Origin of the sequence: Streptomyces sp. V3I7 (assembly GCF_030817495.1) — a bacterium.
GTDB lineage: Bacteria > Actinomycetota > Actinomycetes > Streptomycetales > Streptomycetaceae > Streptomyces.
On record NZ_JAUSZK010000001.1, the window covers coordinates 4,199,769 to 4,216,463 of the forward strand.

Annotated in this window: 15 protein-coding genes; 12 read left to right on the forward strand and 3 right to left on the reverse strand. The window is 71.1% G+C overall.

What is annotated here, in order from left to right; translation table 11 throughout:
• Window positions 1–939: an N-acetylneuraminate synthase family protein gene (locus QFZ74_RS19670; protein WP_307622111.1), complete on the forward strand. Its 939-nt coding sequence runs from the start codon at window positions 1–3 to the stop codon at window positions 937–939.
• 33 nt (window positions 940–972) lie between these two features.
• Complete coding sequence (locus QFZ74_RS19675; RefSeq protein ID WP_307622112.1) at window positions 973–2,052, forward strand: hypothetical protein; 1,080 nt, start codon at window positions 973–975, stop codon at window positions 2,050–2,052.
• Here QFZ74_RS19675 and QFZ74_RS19680 read toward each other — a convergent pair.
• On the reverse strand, window positions 2,049–2,738 hold the full coding sequence (locus QFZ74_RS19680) for a class I SAM-dependent methyltransferase (RefSeq protein ID WP_307622113.1): 690 nt from the start codon (window positions 2,736–2,738) through the stop codon (window positions 2,049–2,051). The two genes, QFZ74_RS19675 and QFZ74_RS19680, sit on opposite strands and share 4 nt — an antisense overlap.
• A gap of 326 nt (window positions 2,739–3,064) precedes the next feature.
• On the opposite strand from QFZ74_RS19680, the gene QFZ74_RS19685 reads away from it, so the two are divergent.
• The 9 genes from QFZ74_RS19685 to QFZ74_RS19725 all read left to right on the forward strand — a co-directional run bounded on the left by QFZ74_RS19685 (window position 3,065) and on the right by QFZ74_RS19725 (window position 13,317).
• Window positions 3,065–4,306, forward strand: coding sequence for a M20 family metallopeptidase (locus QFZ74_RS19685; protein WP_307622114.1), 1,242 nt, complete (start codon window positions 3,065–3,067; stop codon window positions 4,304–4,306).
• A 227-nt stretch (window positions 4,307–4,533) separates the two neighbouring features.
• A complete protein-coding gene (locus tag QFZ74_RS19690) occupies window positions 4,534–5,583 on the forward strand; it encodes a BMP family protein (protein WP_307622115.1) in 1,050 nt (349 codons plus the stop codon).
• 241 nt (window positions 5,584–5,824) lie between these two features.
• Window positions 5,825–6,871 carry a BMP family protein gene (locus QFZ74_RS19695; protein ID WP_307622116.1) on the forward strand — a complete coding sequence of 349 codons (1,047 nt, stop codon included), beginning with the start codon at window positions 5,825–5,827 and terminating at the stop codon, window positions 6,869–6,871.
• Between the two features lie 238 nt (window positions 6,872–7,109).
• The gene (locus QFZ74_RS19700; RefSeq protein ID WP_307624210.1) at window positions 7,110–8,774 is read left to right on the forward strand and encodes an ABC transporter ATP-binding protein; all 1,665 of its coding nucleotides are present in this window, start codon (window positions 7,110–7,112) and stop codon (window positions 8,772–8,774) included.
• Window positions 8,771–9,898, forward strand: coding sequence for an ABC transporter permease (locus QFZ74_RS19705; protein ID WP_307622117.1), 1,128 nt, complete (start codon window positions 8,771–8,773; stop codon window positions 9,896–9,898). The genes QFZ74_RS19700 and QFZ74_RS19705 overlap by 4 nt, the downstream gene beginning before the upstream one ends.
• Window positions 9,895–11,157: an ABC transporter permease gene (locus tag QFZ74_RS19710; protein WP_307622118.1), complete on the forward strand. Its 1,263-nt coding sequence runs from the start codon at window positions 9,895–9,897 to the stop codon at window positions 11,155–11,157. Before QFZ74_RS19705 ends, QFZ74_RS19710 begins: the two co-directional genes overlap by 4 nt.
• Window positions 11,154–11,558, forward strand: a complete 405-nt coding sequence (locus tag QFZ74_RS19715; RefSeq protein ID WP_307622119.1) for a cytidine deaminase — start codon at window positions 11,154–11,156, stop codon at window positions 11,556–11,558. The genes QFZ74_RS19710 and QFZ74_RS19715 overlap by 4 nt, the downstream gene beginning before the upstream one ends.
• A gap of 81 nt (window positions 11,559–11,639) precedes the next feature.
• Window positions 11,640–12,923 carry a thymidine phosphorylase gene (locus tag QFZ74_RS19720; RefSeq protein WP_307622120.1) on the forward strand — a complete coding sequence of 428 codons (1,284 nt, stop codon included), beginning with the start codon at window positions 11,640–11,642 and terminating at the stop codon, window positions 12,921–12,923.
• Between the two features lie 7 nt (window positions 12,924–12,930).
• Window positions 12,931–13,317 (forward strand): STAS domain-containing protein, encoded by a 387-nt coding sequence (locus tag QFZ74_RS19725; RefSeq protein WP_307622121.1) that lies wholly within the window; start codon window positions 12,931–12,933, stop codon window positions 13,315–13,317.
• On the opposite strand, the gene QFZ74_RS19730 is transcribed toward QFZ74_RS19725, so the two are convergent.
• Together QFZ74_RS19730 and QFZ74_RS19735 are read right to left on the reverse strand one after the other, a co-directional pair.
• On the reverse strand, window positions 13,201–14,214 hold the full coding sequence (locus QFZ74_RS19730; protein ID WP_307622122.1) for a sigma-70 family RNA polymerase sigma factor: 1,014 nt from the start codon (window positions 14,212–14,214) through the stop codon (window positions 13,201–13,203). The two genes, QFZ74_RS19725 and QFZ74_RS19730, sit on opposite strands and share 117 nt — an antisense overlap.
• 153 nt (window positions 14,215–14,367) lie before the next feature.
• Entirely contained in the window at window positions 14,368–15,666 is a 1,299-nt protein-coding gene (locus tag QFZ74_RS19735; RefSeq protein ID WP_307622123.1) for an MFS transporter, read from the reverse strand.
• 62 nt (window positions 15,667–15,728) lie between these two features.
• Here QFZ74_RS19735 and QFZ74_RS19740 point away from each other — a divergent pair, with 62 nt between their 5' ends.
• Window positions 15,729–16,679 (forward strand): LysR family transcriptional regulator, encoded by a 951-nt coding sequence (locus tag QFZ74_RS19740; RefSeq protein ID WP_307622124.1) that lies wholly within the window; start codon window positions 15,729–15,731, stop codon window positions 16,677–16,679.
• Window positions 16,680–16,695: the final 16 nt, after the last annotated feature.

Genomic DNA, 16,695 nt, shown 5'->3' on the forward strand with positions numbered 1-16,695 from the left:
ATGAGCACCAACTCCCGCCTGCGCCAGTTCGGTTCGAAGACCGCCGGCCCCGGTCAGCCCGTCTACGTCTGCGGCGAGATCGGCATCAACCACAACGGTGAGCTGGAGAACGCCTTCAAGCTGATCGACGTGGCCGCCGAGGCCGGCTGCGACGCCGTCAAGTTCCAGAAGCGCACCCCCGAGATCTGCACCCCGCGCGACCAGTGGGACATCGAGCGCGACACCCCCTGGGGCCGCATGACCTACATCGACTACCGCCACCGCGTGGAGTTCGGTGAGGACGAGTACCGCCAGATCGACGAGTACTGCAAGACCAAGAACATCGACTGGTTCGCCTCCCCGTGGGACACCGAGGCCGTCGCCTTCCTGGAGAAGTTCGACGTCCCGGCCCACAAGGTCGCCTCCGCCTCGCTGACCGACGACGAGCTGCTGCGCGCCCTGCGCGCCACCGGCCGCACGGTCATCCTCTCCACCGGCATGTCGACGCCGAAGCAGATCCGCCACGCCGTCGAGGTCCTCGGCTCGGAGAACATCCTGCTCTGCCACGCCACGTCGACCTACCCGGCCCAGGCCGAGGAGCTCAACCTGCGCGTGATCAACACCCTGGAGCAGGAGTACCCCAACGTCCCGATCGGCTACTCCGGCCACGAGACCGGCCTGCAGACCACGCTCGCCGCCGTCGCCCTCGGCGCCACCTTCGTCGAGCGCCACATCACCCTCGACCGCGCCATGTGGGGCTCGGACCAGGCCGCCTCCGTCGAGCCGCAGGGCCTGACCCGCCTCGTCCGTGACATCCGCACCATCGAGTCCTCCCTCGGCGACGGCCTCAAGAAGGTCTACGAGTCGGAGCTCGGCCCGATGAAGAAGCTGCGCCGCGTCACCGGCGTCGTCGCCGAGGCCGAGATCGCCGCCGCCGCGGGCGAGCCGGTCGCGGTCTGAGCACCCCCTGACGGACGGGACGGTCGTACGCCGATGAGCCCCCGCGCCGGATCCACCGGCCCCCACACGCTCGCCTTCGTCGAGAGTCCGGTACAGCTCCTGAACGTGCTGGAGTGGGCGCACTCGCCCGCCCGCGGCGCCGCGGCGCCCGGCGCGGGGCTCACCCTCGTCGTCCTGTCCCCCAACGACCCGATGACCCGCGGCCAGCTGCGCCGGATGGCCGAGCTGGCCCGCGAGGAGGGTCACCAGGTCCGCTGGGAGGAGGCGCGCGGCGGCACCGTCGCGCCCTTCCGCACCATCGCCGGCCTGGCGCCGCTGCTGCGCCGGGCCCGGCGCGTGGTCATGGGGGACCCGTTCTCCCGCTACGTACAACTGCTGCTGACCATCACCCGCGCCCCGGACCTGGTGGTGGTCGACGACGGCACCGCGACGATGGAGTTCGTCGCCCAGCTCGCCCGGGGCGAGCGCCTGGTGCGCTGGCACCGCACGGGCGGCCGCCCCGGCCCCCGCGACCTGCTCTTCGCGCCCGTCTCCGGCGCGGCCCGGCGCCGTCTGACACCGAGCCCCGGCCGCAGCGTCGAGATCTTCTCCTCCATACCGGTCCGCGAGACGCCGGACGGCGTCACGGTCACCGCCAACGACTTCGCCTGGACCCGCTCCCGCTTCGGCCCGCCGCGCATCACCAAGGGCGCGGACCTCGTCGGCACGTCCCTCGTCGAGACCGGCGTGGTGGACGGCGACCGCTACCTGGAGGCCGTCCGCGCCCTGGCCCGCACCCACGGCACCACGCGCTACTTCGCGCACCGCCGCGAGAGCACCGACAAGCTCCACCGCCTCGCCGTCGAGACGGGCCTGGAGATCGTGCGCCCCGACCTGCCCCTGGAACTGATCGCCCGCCGCGGCCCCATCGGCCAGACGGTGCTCAGCTTCCCCTCCACGGTCGTCCACACTCTCCCGCTGGCCCTGGCCGGCACGGGCGTCCGCGTCGCCGTCTGCGACATCGACCCCTCCTGGCTCACCGACCACGCCTCCCCCCGAGCCCAGGGCTTCCTCTCGGGCGTCACGGGCTCGGCCCGCGAAGCGCACCGGCTGGCCACGGTGACGCCGGGCTAGCCCGCGGGGGAGGGACCGGGCTTGCGCGCCAGGACGGAACCACGGGGCAGCTTCTCCTCGCCCCGGGGCTCGCGCACCGTTGTGGAGCGGGGTTCCAGGTCTGCCTCGGCCAGGAGGCCGGCGACCTGGTCCGGGGTGCGCCAGTGGTAGGCGAGGTCGATCTCGTGGCCGTAGCGCTCCGTGAGGTGGAGGCCTGGGGTCTCGCTGCTCCACTGGAAGCCCAGCAGGACGTGGCCGCCGGGGACGAGGGCGCGGTGGAACTCCGCGAGCGCGGTCGGCAGGTGGTCGTCGGGGACATGGATGATCGAGTAGAGGGCGAGGACGCCGCCCAGCGTGGCGTCCGGGAGGTCCAGGGCCGTCATCGAACCCACGTGGAAGCGCAGGTGGGGATGGGTGCGGCGGGCCATGTCGACCATGGCGGGGGAGAGGTCCACGCCGAAGACCGGCACCCCGAGGTCGTGCAGGCGGGCGGTCACGTGGCCGGGGCCGCTGCCCACGTCGGCGACGGGAGCGGCGGCGGCGCGCGCCAGCTCCGCGAAGGCGGCGAGCAGCCCGCGCTCCAGGGGGCTGTCGGCCAGATGGTCCGCGTGCTCGCCCGCGTACTCCTTGGCGATGGCGTCGTACGAGGCGCCGGTGGTCCGGAGGAAGTCGGCGGCCGGGGCTGCTGCGGTGCGGGGATCGGTCACGTCGGCGCACCCTAGCGGCGCGATCCCCCGGAGGGAGACGTTCCGGAAGGTGGACAGCGCGGGCGGCTCCGGGCCGGGCGTGGTATCCGTGGAGGAAGAGCAGGAGAACTGGAGAGCAGGAGAACACAGAGAGAAGCGGGGCGGGTGCCGGGGTGCGGCGGTGGTCACGCTCCGTGGATCTCGTGATCGACTCGGTCGGAAACGGGCGAGTTTACCCATCTCCGTCGACAGCTATGCGCCCGGTCGTCAGATTTTCTTCCCCTAACGGGCTGAACTTTTGTTGATCGAGGGTCAGTTGACCGTCCAGGCGTCCTACCCTTCAGAGGGTGAACCAATTGACGTCCCGAGAGTCCGAGGTCGATCAACCCCGGGAAGCCGCGCTCCCCGGCACGCTGAGTGAGGCGCTGCTCGCCGAACTCGTGGCGTTCCGACGGGACTTGCACATGCATCCCGAACTCGGCAACCAGGAGTTCCGCACCACCGCAGCGATCAGGGCGCGGCTCGAGAAGGCCGGGCTACAGCCCCGTGTCCTCGCCACCGGAACCGGGCTCGTCTGCGACATCGGCGTGGAGGAGGGAGCCGACCCCTCCGGCCCCCTGTTCGCCCTGCGGGCCGACATCGACGGGCTGCCCATCCCGGACGCCAAGACCACCTGCCCCTACCGCTCGACCGTGCCCAACCGCGCCCACGCCTGCGGGCACGACGTCCACACCGCCGTTGTGCTGGGCGCCGGGCTCGTGCTGGCCGAGATGCACCGCGAGGGCCGGCTGCCGCGCCCGGTGCGGCTGATCTTCCAGCCCGCCGAGGAGGTGCTGCCCGGCGGCGCCACCGACGTCATCGAGTGCGGCGTGCTCGACGGGGTGGGGCGGATCGTCGCCGTGCACTGCGACCCCCGGGTGGACGCCGGCCGCATCGGTCTGCGCGCGGGGCCGATCACCAGCGCCTGCGACCGGCTGGAGGTCTCGCTGGACGGCCCCGGCGGGCACACCGCGCGGCCCCACCTGACCACGGACCTCGTCACCGCCGCCGCCCGCGTCGCCGTCGACGTCCCCGCGCTCGTCGCCCGCCGGGTGGACAGCCGCGGCGGGCTCGCGGTGACCTGGGGGCGGGTCGAGTCGGGGCACGCGCCGAACGTCATCCCGCAGCACGCCGAACTGTCCGGCACCGTGCGCTGCCTGGACCTGGACGCCTGGCGGCACGCCCCCGACCTGGTGCACGCGGCGATCGACGAGGTCGCGACCCTGCACCGGGCCAAGTCCGAGATCAACTACGTGCGCGGCGTGCCGCCCGTCGTCAACGACCCCGTGACCACCGAGCTGCTCCGGGACGCCATGATCGCGCGGCGCGGTCCGGACTCGGTCGAGGGGACCGAGCAGAGCCTGGGCGGCGAGGACTTCTCCTGGTACCTCGAACACGTCCCCGGCGCCATGGCCCGCCTCGGCGTGCGCACCCCCGGCGAGCGCACGGTGCGCGACCTGCACCAGGGGGACTTCGACGTCGACGAGTCCGCCATCGCGGTCGGCGTCGAGCTGTTCACCGCCGCCGCCCTGCTCGACATCCTGCTGTAGCAACCGCTGCCGCCCGCCCCGGCCCGGCCTGCTGGCCCCCGGTCGGGGGAGCGGACTTGTGCACGCAGGCGGCACGAATCGATAACAGCCAGGAAAAACCCCGTTCCCCTCCCCTTCTACGCGCGTTACTGTGCGCCGCATCGCCACCAGAGGCGGCACATTGAGGAAGCGGGCCGGTGACGGTGCCGTGGGGACGAAGGGGTCTTGCTGTGCGTCTGAACTCTCGAATGACGAGGTTCTCCCAAGTTGCGGTGGCCGTCTCGGTCCTCGCCCTCGCGGCCGCCGGTTGCGGCAAGTCCAGCAGCGAGTCCGTCGGCCAGTCCAAGGACGGCAAGTACGCGGGCAAGGGCATCGGCCTGGCGTACGACATCGGCGGCAAGGGCGATCAGTCCTTCAACGACGCCGCGTTCGCCGGCTACGACAAGGCCCGCAAGGAATTCAAGATCGGCGGCAACGACGTCTCGCCGCAGGACGGTGAGTCCAACGCGGACAAGACCCAGCGCCTGGCGACCCTCGCCAAGGCCGGCTACAACCCGGTCATCGGTGTCGGCTTCGCCTACGCCCCCGCGGTGAAGGAGGTCGCCGCCAAGTACCCGAAGGTCACCTTCGGCATCATCGACGACGAGACCATCCAGGCGAAGAACGTCGCCGACATGGTCTTCCACGAGGAGCAGGCCTCCTACCTCGCCGGTGTCGCCGCGGCCAAGGCCTCCAAGAAGCACCACATCGGCTTCATCGGCGGTGTGGACATCCCGCTGATCCACAAGTTCGAGGCGGGCTACGTCCAGGGCGCCCAGTCGGTCGACCCGAAGATCAAGATCGAGAAGCAGTACCTGACCGAGACCCCGCAGGAGGGCGGCTTCGCCAGCCCCGACAAGGGCGAGGCCGCGACGAACGGCCAGATCGAGTCCGGTGCCGACGTCGTCTACCACGCCGCCGGTCTCTCCGGTCAGGGCGTCATCAAGGCCGCCGCCACCCACAAGGTGTGGGCGATCGGTGTCGACTCCGACCAGTACCAGCAGGCCCCGCTGGCCAAGTACAAGAACTACATCCTCGGTTCGGCCCTGAAGAACGTCGGCGGCGCGGTGTACGACCTCGCCAAGTCCGTCGTCGACGGCAAGCCGCTCAGCGGCGAGGTGCGCGGCGACCTGAAGTCCGGCGGTGTGGGCTTCGCCGACACCAACCCGAAGTACCAGTCGATGAAGGACGTCGTCGACGCCGTCGCGAAGGCCAAGCAGGACATCATCGACGGCAAGATCACCGTCAACACCAAGTGATTCCGCGTCAGGTCCGCGTCGGATGACCTGAGGCTCCGCGCGGGCCGTTCCGGACCGCGGTCAGCCGTTGCGCCCCTTGCCTACCGCAAGGGGCGCACTGCTGTCCGTAACGGTCGCAGTGATAGTCGCCACAGACGGGTAACGGACCGGACAGAAAGGGTTTTCCGGCCCGTCTACGCGCGTTACGCTGCCGCGGAACCAGCGCCTCCTCCATGGCGCTTGCACGAAGGAGTCTCGTTCCATGCGCCGGGTGTCCCGACTCGCGATTGCAGGCGTTGCAACTGCAGCCCTCGCCGTCACTGTTTCCGCTTGCGGTAATTCGTCCACGTCGGCCGCGGGCGGTGGCACGTCCAAGGGCATCGGCCTGGCCTACGACGTCGGCGGCCGCGGTGACCAGTCCTTCAACGACGCGGCCTACGCCGGTCTGGAGAAGGCCGCGAAGGAGTTCGGCGTCACCGGCCGCGACCTGGAGCCGCAGGACGGCGAGTCCGACGCGGACAAGATCCAGCGCCTGGAGACCCTCGCCAAGGCCGGGAACAACCCGATCATCGGCGTCGGCTACTCCTACGCCCCGGCCGTGAAGGAAGTCTCCGCCAAGTTCCCGGACGTCACGTTCGGCATCGTCGACGACGAGACCATCCACGCGAAGAACGTCGCCGACCTCGTCTTCCACGAGGAGCAGTCCTCGTACCTGGCCGGTGTCGCCGCCGCCAAGGCTTCCAAGAAGCACCACATCGGCTTCATCGGCGGTGTGGACATCCCGCTGATCCACAAGTTCGAGGCGGGCTACGTCCAGGGCGCCCAGTCGGTCGACCCGAAGATCAAGATCGAGAAGCAGTACCTGACCGAGACGGCCCAGGAGGGCGGCTTCGCCAGCCCCGACAAGGGCGAGGCCGCCACCAACGGCCAGATCGACGCCGGCGCGGACGTCATCTACCACGCCGCCGGTCTCTCGGGCCAGGGCGTCATCAAGTCCGCCGCCGCGCACAAGGTGTGGGCGATCGGCTGCGACTCCGACCAGTACCAGCAGCCCGCGCTGGCCAAGTACAAGAAGTACATCCTGACCTCGGCCCTGAAGAACGCCGAGGGCGCGGTCTACGAGCTGTCCAAGTCGGTCATCAAGGACAAGAAGCCGGCCACCGGCGAGATCCGCGGCTCCCTCGCCAACGGCGGTGTCGGCCTCTCCGACGCCAACCCGGCCTTCAAGAACGACGCCGGCATCCAGGCCGCCGTGAAGAAGGCCACCGAGGGCATCGAGAACGGCAGCATCAAGGTCAAGACCTCCTGACCGACAGCGTCGGACGACCGGGACATCACGGTCGTAGACCTTGTTCAGGGCATGGCCAAAAGCGCGCCGTAATGGCAGCGTTGACGGCCACGGAACGGGGTGCGGGAAGGAAGCCGACCCGCACCCCGTTCGCGCGGCAGAATGCTCGGACCGGATCGAGCGCGACCCGGTTCCGGGCACTATTCACAGCAGGGGCGCTACGCGCATAGAGTGGCCCCTTCCCCAAGGAGAGTGCGCCATCGACGCGTCCAGCAGCCCTCCGCCCACCGCTCCTTCGACCGTCGCGGTGGAGCTCGCGGGTATCACCAAGCGATTCCCCGGTGTCGTCGCCAACCACGACATCCGTCTGACCGTCCGCAAGGGCACCGTGCACGCCCTGGTCGGGGAGAACGGTGCCGGCAAGTCGACCCTGATGAAGATCCTCTACGGCATGCAGAAGCCGGACGAGGGCACCATCACGATCGACGGCGAGCAGGTCAGCTTCCACAGCCCCGCCGACGCCATCGTCCGCGGCATCGGCATGGTCCACCAGCACTTCATGCTGGCGGACAACCTCACCGTCCTCGAGAACGTCGTGCTCGGCAGCGAGAAGCTGTACGGCATCGGCGGCGGCGCCCGCAGGAAGATCAAGGAGATCTCCGAGCGCTACGGCCTGGGCGTACGCCCGGACGTGCTCGTGGAGGACCTCGGCGTCGCCGACCGGCAGCGCGTGGAGATCCTCAAGGTCCTCTACCGGGGCGCCCGCACCCTGATCCTCGACGAGCCGACCGCCGTCCTCGTGCCGCAGGAGGTCGACGCGCTCTTCGACAACCTGCGCGAGCTCAAGTCCGAGGGCCTGTCCGTCATCTTCATCTCGCACAAGCTGGGCGAGGTGCTGTCCGTCGCCGACGACATCACCGTCATCCGGCGCGGCACGACGGTCGGCACGGCCGTCCCCGCCGAGACGACTCCCCGTCAGCTCGCGGAGCTGATGGTCGGCAGCGAGCTGCCCACCCCGGAGACCGCCGAGTCGACGGTCACCGACCGGCCCGTCATCTCGGTGCGGAACCTGACCGTCCACGCCAGCGGCGGCGCCTCCCTCGGTGACTTCGACGAGCCGGCGGCCGGCGGCCTCACCGACTTCGCGGGCGGCGGCGAGACCAAGCGCGTCCTCGACGACGTCTCCTTCACCATCCACGCCGGCGAGGTCATGGGCATCGCGGGCGTCGAGGGCAACGGCCAGACCGAGCTCATCGACGCGCTGATCGGCGTCAAGCACGCCGACTCCGGTGTGATCGAGTTCCTCGGCGAGGACATCACCGGCTGGCCCACCCGCAAGCGCCGCGAGCAGGGCGTCGGCTACATCCCCGAGGACCGCCACCGCCAGGGCCTGCTCCTGGAATCCCCGCTGTGGGAGAACCGCATCCTCGGCCATGTCACCGAGAAGCCCAACGCCAAGGGCTTCTGGCTCGACCCCAAGAGCGCCCAGGACGACACCCGCCGGATCGTCGAGCAGTACGACGTCCGCACGCCCGGCATCGACGTCACCGCGGCCTCCCTCTCCGGCGGCAACCAGCAGAAGCTGATCGTCGGCCGCGAGATGAGCCACGACCCCAAGTTCCTGATCGCCGCCCACCCCACCCGCGGTGTGGACGTCGGCGCCCAGGCGCAGATCTGGGACCGCATCCGCGAGGCCCGCCGCGAGGGCCTGGCCGTGCTGCTGATCTCCGCCGACCTGGACGAGCTGATCGGCCTGTCCGACACCCTGCGCGTGATCTACGACGGCAAGCTGGTCGCGGACGCCGACCCGGCCACGATCACGCCCGAGGAGCTGGGCACCGCCATGACGGGCGCCGCGTCCGGTCACCTCGAACACATAGAGACCACCGACGAAGACGCAGGCCCGGAGGACGAGGCCCGATGAAGAAGTTCGACAAGGAGCGCCTGCTCCTCGGCGTGGCCGGACCGGTCATCGCCCTCCTCCTGGCGATCGCGCTGACCTCGGTCGTCCTGCTCGCCTCGGGCAAGAACCCGTTCGAGCCGTACCAGCTGATGCTCGAGCAGCTGCCGTACTCGGACATCCAGGTCCTCATCGTCAACCAGGCGTCGATGTACTACATCGCCGCCATCGCGGTCGCCCTCGGCTTCCGGATGAACCTGTTCAACATCGGCGTCGACGGCCAGTACCGGCTCGCCGCCGTGATGACCGCCGTCGTCGGTGCGCACCTCGCGCTGCCGGGCTTCCTCCAGATCCCCGTGCTCCTGCTGGTCGCCATGGCCACCGGCGCCTTCTGGGCCGGCATCGCGGGCGTCCTGAAGATCACCCGCGGCGTCAGCGAGGTCGTCGCGACGATCATGCTCAACGCCATCGCCACCAGCGTCATCGGCTACGTCACCCTCGCCGACGTCTGGGGCGTCCAGGTCGGCAACAACATGACGACCGGCACGATGGCCGAGTCCGGCTGGGTCCCCGGCATCAACCTCGGCTCGGACGTCGGCGAGATCTACGGCCTGGTCTTCCTCGCCGTCCTGCTCGGCGTCGCGTACTGGGTCGTCCTCAACCGCACCCGCTTCGGCTTCGACCTGCGCGCCACCGGCGCCTCCGAGACCGCGGCCCGCGCCTCCGGCGTCAACGCCAAGCGCATGGTGCTCACCGCCATGCTGATCTCCGGCGCGGTCGCCGGGCTCTCCGGCCTGCCGCTGCTGCTCGGCGACACCCACACCTACAGCCTGAGCTTCCCGGCCGGTCTCGGCTTCACCGCCATCGGCATCGCCCTGCTCGGCCGCAACAACCCCGGCGGCATCGCGCTCGCCGCCCTGCTGTGGGCCTTCCTCGACAAGGCCTCGCCCGCCCTCGACTACGCGGTTCCGGAGCCGTACGAGAAGGAGATCGCGACGATCATGCAGGGCCTGATCGTCTTCTCCGTCGTCATCTCGTACGCCGCCGTACGCCAGTGGGGCCTGCGCCGCCAGCAGCGCCGGGTCGGCGCCGAGCTGGCCGCCGCGGCCGCCGCCCCGAACACCAAGAAGGAGGTGGCGGCGGCATGACCACCGCGACCGTCGCGAAGCCGAAGGCGAGCGCCCCCGCCAAGGGCCGCCGCCGCATGTCGCTCCCGGTGCTCCTGCTGATCATCGCGGGCGTCCTGGTGCTCACCTCCGCCGTCCGGCTCATCACCGGCGCCGACGGCATCACCTCCACCGGCCAGATGTCCACCGCCCTGCGCCTCGCCGTGCCGATCGGCCTCGCCGGCCTCGGCGGCCTGTGGTCCGAGCGCGCGGGCATCGTCAACATCGGCCTCGAGGGCATGATGATCCTCGGCACCTGGTTCGGTGCCTGGGCCGGCTACCAGTGGGGCCCCTGGGCCGGTGTCGCGCTCGGCATCATCGGCGGCGCTCTCGGCGCGCTGCTGCACGCCATCGCCACCGTGACCTTCAACGTCAACCACATCGTCTCCGGTGTGGCGCTGAACATCCTGGCGCTCGGCACGACCCGCTACCTGTCGAAGTTCACCTTCGAGAACGTCCCGCAGGGCTCCTCCAAGCAGTCCCCGCCGGTCGACTCGCTCGGCACCTTCGACATCCCCGGCCTGTCCGGCTGGCTGGAGACCCTCAACGAGAAGCACTGGTTCCTCGTCTCCGACCTCGCCGGCCTGATCGGCGGTCTGGTCACCGACCTGTCGCCGCTCACCGTCATCGCCGTCGCCCTGGTCCCGGTCAGCTGGTGGGTGCTGTGGCGCACCGCCTTCGGTCTGCGCCTGCGCTCCTGCGGCGAGAACCCGGTGGCCGCCGAGTCCCTCGGCGTCAACGTCTACAAGTACAAGTACCTCGCGGTGCTCATCTCGGGCGCCTTCGCCGGCCTCGGCGGAGCCTTCCTGTCGATCGTCGCCTCGAACGTGTACCTGGACGGCCAGACCGCCGGCCGCGGCTACATCGGCCTCGCCGCGATGATCTTCGGCAACTGGATGCCGGGCGGACTGGCGCTCGGCGCGGGCCTGTTCGGCTACACCGACAGCCTCAACCTGCGCGGCGGCACCGTGAACGTCCACGCGCTGATCCTGCTGCTCGCGATCCTGCTGGTGTTCGGCGCCGGGTACCTGCTGTGGAAGAAGAAGTACGTCAGTGCCGTGATCACGGTCGGGATCTCGGCGGCGCTCTTCCTCTGGTACCTCGGCACCAACGAGGTCCCGCGCCAGCTGGTCACCGCGACGCCGTACATCGTCACCCTGCTCGTGCTGTCGATGTCCGCGCAGTCGCTGCGGATGCCGAAGGCGGACGGCCTGCCGTACCGGAAGGGACAGGGCAAGTGACCACCCCAGCCGCCGGATTCGACTGGGAGACGCTGCGCGCCGTGGCGCGGGACGCCATGTCCCACGCCTACGCGCCCTACTCCGGCTACCCGGTCGGCGCCGCGGCCCTCGTCGAGGACGGGCGCACGGTCGGCGGCTGCAACGTCGAGAACGCCTCGTACGGACTCGGCCTGTGCGCCGAGTGCGGCCTCGTCTCCGAGCTCCAGCGCACCGGAGGCGGTCGGCTCACGCACTTCACCTGCGTCGACGGAACGGGCGCCCTGCTCGTGCCGTGCGGCCGGTGCCGCCAGCTGCTCTACGAGTTCGGCGGGCCGGACCTGCTCCTCGACACCCCGGCGGGCATCATGCCCCTGTCGGAGATGCTCCCCCAGGCCTTCGGCCCGGAGCATCTCACCAAGTAACGCCCTGCGGCCCCTGCGGCCCGCTCACCGAGCGGATCGCAGGGGCCGCGGTTTCTCGATCCCCGGAAGGAAACGCCAGCCATGGCCATGGACGCCATCTCCGTCATCCGCACCAAGCGCGACCGCGGTGAACTCGGCGACGACCAGATCGACTGGGTCATCGACGCGTACACGCGCGGCGAGGTCGCCGACGAGCAGATGTCCGCGCTCGCGATGGCCATCCTGCTCAACGGCATGAACCGCCGTGAGATCGCCCGCTGGACCGCCGCGATGATCGCCTCCGGCGAGCGCATGGACTTCTCCTCGCTCTCCCGCCCCACCGCCGACAAGCACTCCACGGGCGGCGTCGGCGACAAGATCACCCTCCCGCTCGCCCCGCTCGTCGCCGCGTGCGGCGCGGCCGTCCCCCAGCTCTCCGGCCGGGGCCTCGGCCACACCGGCGGCACCCTCGACAAGCTGGAGTCCATCCCCGGCTGGCGCGCGCTGCTGTCCAACGAGGAGATGCTGGACGTCCTCGACACCGTCGGCGCGGTCATCTGCGCCGCGGGCGACGGCCTCGCCCCGGCCGACAAGAAGCTGTACGCGCTGCGCGACGTCACCGGCACCGTCGAGGCCATCCCGCTGATCGCCTCCTCGATCATGTCCAAGAAGATCGCCGAGGGCACCGGCTCCCTCGTCCTGGACGTGAAGGTCGGCTCCGGCGCCTTCATGAAGAACCTGGACGACGCCCGCGAACTCGCCTCCACCATGGTCGGCCTCGGCACCGACCACGGCGTGAAGACGGTCGCCCTGCTCACCGACATGGCGACCCCGCTCGGCCTCACCGCGGGCAACGCGCTGGAGGTCCGCGAGTCGGTCGAGGTCCTCGCCGGCGGCGGCCCCGCCGACGTCGTCGAGCTGACCCTGGCCCTCGCCCGCGAGATGCTCGACGCCGCCGGCATCAAGGACGCCGACCCGGCCAAGGCCCTCGCCGACGGCTCCGCCATGGACGTCTGGCGCCGGATGATCGCGGCCCAGGGCGGCGACCCCGACGCCGCGCTGCCCACCTCCAAGGAGCAGCACGTGGTCACCGCCGCCTCGTCCGGCGTCCTGACCCGCCTCGACGCCTACGACATCGGCCTCGGCGCCTGGCGCCTGGGCGCCGGCCGCGCCCGCAAGGAGGACCCGGTGCAGGCGGGTGCGGGCATCGAGATGCACGCCAAGCCCGGCGACACCGTCACCGCCGGCCAGCCGCTGCTCACCCTGCACACCGACACCCCCGAGCGCTTCGCGTACGCCCTGGAGGCGATCGAGGGCTCCTACGACATCGCACCGGCCGGCACGGCGTTCACCGCGTCGCCGGTCGTGCTCGGACGCATCGCCTGACCGACCGATGAGTTGGCGCGGCCCGGCCGGTCTACAGCACGTGGACGCCAGGGCACCCGCCGTACTCGTACTGGACGGCCCCGTCACCCAGGACGCGGTGAGGGGGCTGTGCGACGACGTGACGCTCCTGCTGGAGGCCGCCGGCGCACCGGTCGTCGTCTGCGACGTCCGCGCGCTCGGCCCGCCCCGGCTCGGGACCGTCGACCTGCTCGCGCGGCTGGAACTGGCCGCGCGGCGGGCCGGCGGCCGGATACGGCTGCGCCGGCCCGACCGCGGCCTACTCGCCCTGCTCGACCTCGCCGGACTGCGCTTCGAGGTGGAGGGGCAGACCGAACAGCGGGAACAGCCGCTTGGTGTCCAGGAAGAAGTGGAACCCGGTCAGGCGCCCGTCTGAGATCTCCAGCACCTGGATCGACCACGGCGACAGACCGCCCGTCTGCGGGTCCGGCTTGTAGTGGGCGAAGCCCGGCAGGCCGTTCACCTCCACCGGCAGCAGACGCGAGCCCTCGCACTCGTGGCCGATCGACGTCATGAAGCCCGCGATGTCCGCCTGGCCGGTCAGCCACATCTCGAACGGCGGCATCGTCATGATGGCGTCCTCGTGCAGCAACGCCGTCAGCGCCGTCATGTCGTACCCCTCGAACGCCGCCACATAGCGCTCCAGCAGCTTCCGCTGCTCCTCGTCCAGGGGGTCGGAGACGGCCGCCCGCGCACCCTTCTCGTCCCGCTCCGAGAGCGTCGCCCGGGCCCGCTGCAGGGCGCTGTTGACCGATGCGACCGAGGTGCCCAGCAGCTCCGCGACCTCGCTCGCCCGCCAGGCCAGCACCTCACGCAGGATCAGCACCGCCCGCTGCTTGGGCGGCAGATCCTGAAGGGCGGCCATGAACGCCAGCCGCACCGACTCCTTCGCGACCGCCGCCTCCGCCGGATCCTCAAGCGACGGCAGCACCCGGGCGTCGGGCATCGGCTCCAGCCACGTGTGGTCGGGGCGCGGGGACAGGGCGTACTGCGCCAGCGGCGTGGACTCCGACAGGTCCACCGGCCGCGCCCGCTTGTTGCCCGCCGACAGCATGTCCAGGCAGACGTTCGTCGCGATCCGGTACAGCCAGGAGCGGATGCTGGAGCGGCCCTGGAAGTTCTCGTAGCCGCGCCAGGCGCGGACCAGGGTGTCCTGCACGGCGTCCTCGGCCTCGAAGGACGAGCCGAGCATCCGGTAGCAGTAGCCGGTCAGTTCGGTCCGGTGCTTCTCCAGTGCGACATCGAGTTCCGTCGTCGCCGTGCCGTTGCCCATCGTCCGCCCACCCCTGTGGCCGTTGTGTCGCGCGTCTTCGCGCCCCAGCACTTCGGAAGTTACCGCAGTGCACTGACATCGGTCCCCGAAGTGAGCGAAAGCCCTGACTTGGGCAGGGCTTTCGCTCACTTCGAAGAAAGGGGGGACGGGGGCTCAGGCCGCGGTGACCAGCTCCCGCCGCGCCGCCACCCGGGCCGCGCGCGTACCGAGCACGGTGATCGTCACGACGCCGAGGACCGCGAGCACGCCGACCGTGACCGTCCCGGCCCAGCCGCCCGCGTGGAAGGCCATCGCGCCCACCGTGCTGCCCACGCTGGAGCCGACGTAGTACGCCGACTGGTACAGCGCCGACGCCTGCGCGCGGCCGCTCGTCGCCGTCTTGCCGACCGCCGAGGACGCCACCGCGTGACCCGCGAAGAAACCGGCCGTGATCAGCACCAGGCCCAGCAGCACCGGGGGGAGGGAGTCGGCCAGGGAGAGCAGCAGGCCCGAGGCGGTCGTCCCGCCGGCCAGGTACAGCGCGCCGCGCCGGCCCAGCCGCCCGACCAGCCGGCCCGCCGCCGACGCCGAGACCGTCCCCACCAGGTACACCAGGAAGATCGAACCGACGATGCCCTGCGGCAGACCGAACGGAGCCGCCGTCAGCCGGTAGCCGATCACCGTGTACACGCCGCCGAACACCGTCATGAACAGCGCGCCGATCGCGAACAGGCGCCGCAGCAGCGGGTTCGCCAGATGACCCCGGACCGTACGCACCAGCACACCCGGGCGCAGCGAACCCGGCCGGAAGTGGCGCGGGGTGGGCAGCAGCAGCCGGAACGCCACCGCGCAGGCCACCGCCAGCACGCCGATCACACCGACCGCGATCCGCCAGCCCCACTCCTGCGCGACCCAGCCGGTGATGACCCGGCCGCTCATCCCGCCGACGCTGTTGCCCGCGACGAACAGACCGATCGCCGTGACCAGCGCCCGCGGCCTGACCTCCTCGGCCAGATACGCCGTCGCCGACGCCGGAAGCCCGGCCAGCGCCGCGCCCTGCACCGCGCGCAGCACCACCAGCGCGGGCAGCGAGGGGGCGAAGGGGACCAGCAGACCGACCGACACCGCGACCGCCAGCGAGGCCGTCATCACCGTACGGCGGCCGAAGCGCTCCGACAGGGCGCTCATCGGCAGGACGAACAGCGCCAGACCGCCGGTCGCCGCCGCCACCGTCCAGCTCGCCTCGCTCGCGGCCACCTGGAACTCGCCCGAGATCAGCGGCAGCAGCGCCTGCGTCGAGTAGAGGAGGGCGAAGGTCGCGACACCGGCGAGGAAGAGGGCGAGGCTCATCCGGCGGTAGCCGGGGCCGCCCGGAGTCATCCGGGTGTCGGGGACGTCGGAGGCGTCGGGGGAGGTGGCGGGGACAGCGGGGTCGGCGCCCATGAGGGTGGGCGCCCCGGTACTGGCAGGCATGCTTCGACGTTAGTGAGCGGCCCCTCATGCGTCCAATGCATGGAATCGCCATAATCGTTCCCATGGTGCATCAGCAGAGGTCAGCGGATCGACTGTCACGGTCCGGTGACACAGAAGACATGGCGATGTCGCTCGCTCCCCGGCTCGCGTACTTCGCCGGGGTCGCCCGCACCGAGCACGTCACCCGGGCCGCCCACGAACTCCAGGTCCCGCAGTCCACCCTCTCCCGGGCCATGGTCCGGCTGGAGGACGACCTCGGCGTCGAGCTCTTCGCCCGCCGCGGCCGCACCGTCTCCCTCACCCGCGCCGGCCGTACGTTCCTCACCTCCGTCGAACGCGCCCTCGCCGAGATCGAGCGCGCCGCCGAGGAGGTACGCGCCGACGCCGACCCCGCCGCCGGCAAGGTCGCCTTCGGCTTCCTGCACACCATGGGCGCCGAGACCGTACCCGGCCTCATCCAGGCATTCCGCGCCGACCATCCGCGGATCCGCTTCAGCCTCGTCCAGAACTACGGCGAGGCCATGCTGGAACGGCTGCGCGCCGGCGAACTGGACCTCTGTCTGACCTCACCCGTCCCCGACGCCCCCGACCTGGTCGCCCGCCGCCTCGACGAGCAGAAGCTGCGCCTGGTCGTCCCCGCCGACCACCGCCTCGCGACCCGGCGCCGCATCCGGCTGGCCGAGGCCGCCGAGGAGGCCTTCGTGACCCTCGAACCCGGCTACGGGCTGCGCCGCATCACCGACGACCTGTGCGCGGAGGCCGGCTTCCGGCCCCGGGTCGCCTTCGAGGGGGAGGAGACGGAGACCCTGCGCGGCCTGGTCGCCGCGGGCCTCGGCGTCGCCCTCCTGCCCCCGCCGGTCTGGCCCCGCCCCGGCGTCAGGGAACTCACGGTCACCGCGCCGCGCGCCGTCCGCGAGATCGGCGTCGCCTGGCTGGACGGTCACCCGGACACACCCCCGGTCGCGGCCTTCAAGAAGTTCCTGCTGTCGAGAAGGGGCAACCTGCTCGCCTGACCCTCAAGAAGGGGCA